The organism is Micromonospora sp. NPDC004336, from assembly GCF_053602615.1.
Window position 1 is genome coordinate 1 of sequence record NZ_JBSGDY010000286.1, and the last position, 4710, is coordinate 4710.

At 72.8% G+C, this 4710-nt stretch carries 2 protein-coding genes; one reads left to right on the forward strand and one right to left on the reverse strand.

Features of this window, described 5'->3' with window-relative positions:
* Nucleotides 1-31 precede the first annotated feature (31 nt).
* Entirely contained in the window at nucleotides 32-1642 is a 1611-nt protein-coding gene (locus ACWENR_RS29730) for an RICIN domain-containing protein (RefSeq protein ID WP_452280265.1), read from the reverse strand.
* Between the two features lie 501 nt (nucleotides 1643-2143).
* Between ACWENR_RS29730 and ACWENR_RS29735 the strand changes: the two genes are divergently transcribed.
* Nucleotides 2144-4612, forward strand: coding sequence for a low temperature requirement protein A (locus tag ACWENR_RS29735; protein ID WP_452280266.1), 2469 nt, complete (start codon nucleotides 2144-2146; stop codon nucleotides 4610-4612).
* The last annotated feature ends 98 nt before the right edge of the window (nucleotides 4613-4710 follow it).

A 4710-nucleotide genomic window follows, 5' to 3' on the forward strand; every position in this document is an offset into this window, starting at 1 on the left:
GGCGGCGGGCGAGGGCCGCGCCGGCGCCCGCTCAGCAGCGGCTGATCGTGGAGTTGGTCAGCGTGACGTTGCTGATCGTCAGGTTGTCCGCGCAGGGGTTCTCCACGATCCGGTTGCTCACCAGCGTGAAGTTGCGCAGGGCGATGTCGCGGTTGCCGGGAGACTCCGCGCGTTCGGCCAGCCGGACCTCGCCGCCCCGGGCGATCGTGCCACCGGCGGCGGCGATGGTGACGCCGTAGCAGTTCTCGATCAGGATCGCGTTGTTGCCGGTGTCGGCGATGTCCACCCGGTCGATCACGGCCCCGCCGGACTCGGAGACGCAGAAGACGCCCCGACCGCCGCCGCGGGCGCGGACGGTGCCCACCCGGACGTTGGTCGGGTAGGCCGAGCCGATCCGGCCGTTGCGGTTGGCCATCCGGAACGCCGCGTAGCCGGTGCCGGTGCCCGCGTTCTCGGCGTCGACCGTGGTGACCGTGGCGTTGACGGTCTGGTTGAGCAGCAGCCCGGACTCGCCTACGTCGCGGGCGGTGACGGTGCCGATGGTCAGGCCGTCCACGCCGTACGTCTCGACCGCGTGCGAGCTGGCGCCGGAGACGTGGACGCTGTCGATGCGGACGTTGCGCGTCCACTGGCTGGTGTCCCCCCGGTTGTCGATGCGCACCCCGAGCCCACCGGCGAGCCGCATGTCGATCCGGCCGAGGACGACGTCCGTGACGTTGCGCAGGAAGATCCCGTACAGCGGGGTGCCGGTGACGGTGAGGTGCCCCACCTCCACCTGGGTCGTGCCCCGGGAGTAGATCGGCGCCTGGTCGCCGGTGCCCGATCCGGTGACGTTGATGGTGCCGCACACGTCGATGGCGGTGTAGCTGGGCAGCGAGATCCGCGAGCCGGCGCTCATCGGGCCGGAGCCGCGCACCACGACGCGCTGCTTGCTGGTGCGCCCGGCGGCGAGGCTGTTCACCGCGGCCTGGACGGCGGCGCGCAGGTCGGTGCCGGTGTGGACCGTGGTGCCGCCGTTGCGCGCGGTCCAGGTGCCGCCGCTGAGCACCGCCTCGGCGTGGTACGAGCCGCTGCCGCAGCCGGTGGCGGAGCCGACGGGGACCAACTGCCACTGCTGGTTGGCGCCGCCGAGATCCTGGTACTGCGAGATCGTCGCGCCGTCGGCGGTGGACCACTGCCACACGTCGAGCGCCTTGCCGGAGTGCCGGTTGACCAGGCGCACGTAGCCGCCGTCGGAGTCGGCCAGCCGGAAGTGCTGCCGGGTGTCGCCGCCCACGGCGGCGTTCTGTACCAGGGGGATGCCGTCCTCGGCCGTCGGCAGCTCCAGCACCTTGCCGCTGTGGGCTGAGCGGACCTGGTAGTAGCCGCCGCCGACGTCGACGAACCGCCACTGCTGGACGGCCAGGTCGTTGCGGGTGAACTGGTTGACCGGCGCGCCGTCGGCGGTGGCCCAGCCCCACAGGTCCATGGCCTTGCCGCTGTGCCGGTTGACCAGCACGTAGTTGGTGCCGGTGTCCACGGTGGCCGCGGTGGCGGGGGGCGGTCCGATCGTCGCGCCGGCGACGGCGAGCGCCAGCGCGGCCGTGACGGCCCTGCTGAGACGCCGACGGCCGGGGTGTCCGGTCCTGGTGGGGGATGTCATCGTGCTCCTTCCGGAGGCGGGCCGCGCCGGATGCCGCCCGGGCTGCGGCGACGACGCGGTCCGGCGGGGAATCGCATCGGCGGCCACCCCGTCGTGGGCACCGACCTATTCATACTCGTAGATTGAACGGTCGACGGTAAGCGCTTTCCCGTAAACCGGGAGCGCCTCCGCCGGCCCCTGGCCCGCGCAGCCACGGCCGCCGTCGGTAGCGGCCCGTCCCGACGCGACCGCCCATCGCCCCCGCCCCCCCGCCCCCCGCCCCCCGCCAACCCGCCACCCCGCCCCGGCGATCTTGCACTTTCTGCCCCCTGTTTGCGCTGTTTGGCCGGAATGCCGGGGCAGTAAGTGCAAGATCGCGGGAGTGGGGCGGGGAGGCGAGGGAGAGCGACGTGTGGCGACCCGGACCGCCCGGGCGGGGACGGGGACGTGCTCCGGACGCCGACGCCGGGCGCGCTTCGCGGATCCGCTGTCCGGCCCGCCGGCCCTTGGCAGAGTGAGGACGTGACCGAGAAGGGGCCGACGGTGGCGGCCGGCCGCATCCAGCTGGTCGGCGAGTCCAGCGCGGTCAGCCGGATCGAGCTCTTCCTCGACCTGATCTTCGTCTTCGGGTTCATCACCGTCTCCAGCCTGGCGGCGGCCGACCTCTCCGTGGAGAGTCTGGTGCAGGGCGGAGTCCTGCTGGCCCTGCTCTGGTCCTGCTGGATGTCGTACGCCTGGCTCGGCAACGCCGTACGGGTGGACCTGGGTGTCATGCCTGTGGTCGTCTTCGCCCTGGCGGCGTCGGTGCTGGTCGTCGGCGTGACACTCGAGGAGGCGTTCGCCGACGAGCCCGGCGGGCTGCGTGGGCCGCTGCTGCTCGTGTCCTGTTACCTGACCGTCCGGTGCGGCACGCTCCTGGTCGCGACCATCGCCGTCTGGCGGGATCCCGCCGTCCGCCGGCGCCGGCTGCAGGCGTGGTGGCCCCCGCTGGCCTCCGCGCCGCTGCTGCTGGCCGCCGGTCTGCTGCCCACCGACGCGTTCGGCGACGACGGGCAGCAGACCCGCGAGTGGACCCGGTTCGCGCTGGTGCTCGCCGCCATCGTCGTCGACTACGTCGGCGTGCGGATCATCGGCGTCGTCTGGTGGCGCGTCCGTTCCGTCAAACACTGGACCGAGCGGTTCCAGCTGATCGTCCTGGTGGCGTTCGGCGAGATCATCATCTCGGCGGGACGGGGCCAGAGCGTCGGCGCGGTCACGCCGGTCACCTGGGGGGTGGTCGGCGGCGCCGTGCTCAGCATGCTGCTGGTCGGCGTCCTGTGGTGGACGTACTTCGACATCGCCCGGTTCGGGGCGGAGGACGCGCTGGAGCGCACCTCCGGTGCCGCCCGGGCGCGGCTGGCCCGGGACGCGTACGCGTACCTGCACCTGCCGATGATCGTCGGGCTGACCCTGCTCTCCGTCGGGCTGAAGCACACGTTCGAGGACCTGGCGTTCGAGTCGATCCGGTCCGAGCCTCCGCTCGGCCTGTTCGCCCTCTACGGTGGCGTCGCGCTGTACCTGCTCGCCCTGATCGCCTTCGAGCGCCGGACGATGGGCATCTGGGGTCGGGGACCGATCGTCGGTCTCGTCCTGGTGCTGGCCCTCGCCCCGGTGGCGGCGCACACGCCGGTGGTGGTCGAACTCGGGCTGCTGGCCGCCGCGGTGGTCAGCCTGGTCCTGCTGGACCGCACGGTCTTCCGGCTGCGGCACCGGGCGCTGCACCGCAGGATCGAGCCGGTGACCGAGCGCCTCAGCGGGGTCACGCCGAAGGAACTCTTCCTCGACCTGGTCTTCGTCTACGCCTTCCTCCAGGTCACCCAGTTGATGACCGTGCGGCCCGGTTGGCGCGCGCTGGCCGAGGGGATCGCGCTGCTCGTGCTGGTGTGGTGGGCGTGGTGCTGCTACGCCTGGCTCGGCAGCGCGCTGCGCACCGAGAGTGCCCCCGCCCGGCTGCTGCTCCTCGGTGCCGCGGCGAGCATCCTCGTGATCGCCGTCGCGGTGCCCGTGATCTTCGACGACATGGCCGGCGGCCTGTCCGGACCGCTGGTCTTCGTGACGTGTTACGGCATCGCGCGGGCGCTCAACATCGCCGCGTTCTGGATGCTCGCCAGGAGGGACCGGGCGTTCCGCGGCCAGGTGGTGCGGTTCGCGATCCCGGCGGCCGTGGCGCTGGCGCTGCTCTACGCCGCCTCCCTGTGGCCGTCGGAGGAGCCGGGGGACTTCGCGGGCCTGCGGGCCGGCCTCTGGGTGGCCGCCATCGTCGTAGACCTCGGCAGTGGCTACCTGCTGAGCGCCCGGCACTGGCCGGTCCGCTCGGCCGAGCACTGGGCCGACCGGTTCGGGCTGATCATCCTCGTCGCGCTCGGTGGCGCGATCGTCTCGACCGGCGCGTCGGTGAGTAACCGGGCGGTCTCCGCGCCCATGATCGTCGCCACCGTGCTCGGCCTGGTGGTGGTCGCGATGCTGTGGTGGGTGTACTTCGACGTCGACGCCACCGCGGGGCAACGCGGCCTGCAGAGCCTGCAGGACGGCGACCGCAGCCGGCTGGCGCTCGAGGCGTACGTGTACACGCACCTGCCGATGATCATCGGGGTGGTGCTGGTCGCGCTCGGGCTGCGCAAGACGGTGGCGGAGATCGAGCGGGTCGACGGACCGGTCGGGTGGAGCATGTCGCACCTCACCCTCTACGGCGGCGTGATCGTCTTCCTGTTCGGCGACAAGGCCTTCTGGTGGCGCATCCAGCGCCGCTTCCGTCGCCGTCGGCTGGCCATGATCCTGACGCTGGCGGCCCTGACGGTCGCCACCACCGTCGTGTCCCCGCTCGCGGGGCTGGCCGTCCTGGCCGCCGTGCTGACCGCGTTCACCACGGTCGAGGCCGTCGGCACCCGCCGGCTGCGCAACGCCGCGAACGACCCGCTGGTCGAGGAGTCGCCCGGGACGCGCCGGCGGTGAACGACCGCTGGTCCGGAAGCCGTCCGGGACGTACCACCGCGACGCCGCCGGCGACGAGGGGCAGCAGCCGCCGGCGTTGACCGCCGCGCGACGGCGAC

Coding starts and splice junctions, on each gene's coding strand:
- ACWENR_RS29730 (WP_452280265.1), bottom strand. CDS start 1,642: ATGACATCCCCCACCAGGACCGGACACCCCGGCCGTCGGCGTCTCAGC.